Origin of the sequence: Mycobacterium sp. 1245852.3, assembly GCF_001669335.1 — a bacterium.
GTDB lineage: Bacteria > Actinomycetota > Actinomycetes > Mycobacteriales > Mycobacteriaceae > Mycobacterium > Mycobacterium europaeum_A.
Window position 1 is genome coordinate 1 of the sequence record NZ_LZLL01000028.1, and the last position, 2,393, is coordinate 2,393.

Genomic DNA, 2,393 nt, shown 5'->3' on the forward strand with positions numbered 1-2,393 from the left:
GGCCCGCCGCGGCGCAAGTGCCGGATGAGGCCGGGCGCTAGGCTCGGGCGGTGGCTGCTGTGGACCTGACCGCCGATGTCCCGATGACCCCGCAGGACATGTGGGACCACGTCTCCGACCTGTCGGACCTGGGCGACTGGCTGACCATGCACGAGGGATGGCGCAGCGAGCTGCCCGACGAGATCGCCGAGGGCACCGAGATCGTCGGCGTGGCGCGGGCCAAGGGTTTCCGCAACCGGGTGACGTGGACGGTGACCACCTGGGACCCGCCGCACGAGGTGGCGTTGTCGGGGTCCGGCAAGGGCGGCGCCAAATACGCCGTCACCCTCACCGTGCGACCCACCGGCGAGGGCTCGACGCTGGGTCTGCGGCTGGAACTGGGCGGACGGGCGTTGTTCGGCCCGGTGGGCTCGGCGGCGGCGCGCGCCGTCAAGGGCGACATGCAGAAGTCGCTGAAGAACTTCGTCGAGTTATACGCCAACGACTGATCCGTGGCGTTCGCAAGCGCGCCGAAGCCGGGCGCGGCGGGTCGTCGCCAATAAACACAGACACACGCGGCGACACGCCCAACCAGTGTCGGTCCGCGGTCCTAGACTGGCGTCCCTATGAACCACTCGTCCTTCGTGCACCTGCATAACCACACCGAGTATTCGATGTTGGACGGTGCCGCGAAGATCGGGCCGATGCTCGCCGAGGTGGACCGGCTGCAGATGCCGGCGGTCGGGATGACCGACCACGGAAACATGTTCGGCGCCAGCGAGTTCTACAACGCGGCGACCAAGGCCGGGATCAAGCCCATCATCGGCGTCGAGGCCTACATCGCGCCGGCCTCGCGCTTCGACACCCGCCGGATCCTGTGGGGCGACCCGGGCCAGAAGTCCGACGACGTGTCCGGCAGCGGCTCCTACACGCACATGACGATGGTGGCCGAGAACGCCACCGGCCTGCGCAACCTGTTCAAACTGTCCTCGCTGGCGTCGTTCGAGGGCCAGCTCGGCAAGTGGTCGCGGATGGACGCCGAGATCATCGCCGAACACGCCGAGGGCATCATCGCCACCACCGGCTGCCCCTCGGGCGAGGTGCAGACCCGACTGCGGCTGGGCCACGAGCGCGAGGCGCTGGAATCGGCCGCCAAGTGGCGCGAGATCTTCGGCGCCGACAACTACTTCCTGGAGCTGATGGACCACGGCCTGTCCATCGAGACCCGGGTCCGCGAAGGGCTGCTCGAGATCGGCCGCAAGCTGGGCATCCCGCCGCTGGCCACCAACGACTGCCACTACGTCACCCGCGACGCCGCCCACAACCACGAGGCGCTGCTGTGCGTGCAGACCGGCAAGACGCTCTCGGACCCCAACCGGTTCAAGTTCGACGGCGACGGCTACTACCTGAAGTCGGCCGCCGAGATGCGCCAGATCTGGGACGACGAGGTGCCCGGCGCCTGCGACTCCACCCTGCTGATCGCCGAGCGGGTGCAGCCCTACGACGACGTGTGGGCGCCGCGCGACAGGATGCCGATCTTCCCGGTGCCCGAGGGACACGACCAGGCGAGCTGGTTGCACCACGAGGTGATGGCCGGGCTGGCGCGCCGGTTCCCGTCCGGCGTCGGCCAGGACTACATCGAGAGGGCCGAGTACGAGATCAAGGTCATCTGCGACAAGGGCTTCCCGTCCTACTTCCTGATCGTCGCCGACCTGATCAACTATGCACGCTCGGTGGACATCCGGGTGGGGCCGGGGCGTGGCTCGGCGGCGGGCTCGCTGGTGGCCTACGCGCTGGGCATCACCAACATCGACCCGATCCCGCACGGTCTGCTGTTCGAGCGTTTCCTCAACCCGGAGCGCCCGTCGGCACCCGACATCGATATCGACTTCGACGACCGTCGTCGCGGCGAGATGGTGCGCTACGCCGCCGAGAAGTGGGGTTCGGACCGCGTCGCGCAGGTCATCACCTTCGGCACCATCAAAACCAAAGCGGCCCTGAAGGATTCGGCCCGCATCCACTACGGCCAGCCCGGCTTCGCGATCGCCGACCGGATCACCAAGGCGCTGCCGCCGCCGATCATGGCCAAGGACATCCCGCTGTCGGGCATCACCGACCCCAACCACGAGCGCTACAAAGAAGCCGCGGAGGTCCGCGGTCTGATCGAGACCGACCCGGACGTGCGCACCATCTACCAGACCGCGCGCGGCCTGGAAGGCCTGATCCGCAACGCCGGCGTGCACGCGTGCGCGGTGATCATGAGCAGCGAGCCGCTGACCGAGGCCATCCCGCTGTGGAAGCGGCCCCAGGACGGGGCGATCATCACCGGCTGGGACTACCCGTCGTGTGAGGCCATCGGCCTGCTGAAGATGGACTTCCTGGGCCTGCGCAACCTGACGATCATCGGCGACGCG

Annotated in this window: 2 protein-coding genes; both read left to right on the top strand. The window is 68.4% G+C overall.

The genetic code is table 11. The features are described 5' to 3' along the window. Positions 1 to 50: 50 nt before the first annotated feature. On the top strand, positions 51 to 488 hold the full coding sequence (locus tag A9W96_RS01175; RefSeq protein ID WP_066861001.1) for an SRPBCC family protein: 438 nt from the start codon (positions 51 to 53) through the stop codon (positions 486 to 488). A gap of 117 nt (positions 489 to 605) precedes the next feature. Then, a partial coding sequence (gene dnaE, locus A9W96_RS01180) for a DNA polymerase III subunit alpha (RefSeq protein WP_156765070.1) occupies positions 606 to 2,393 on the top strand: 1,788 nt, incomplete at its 3' end.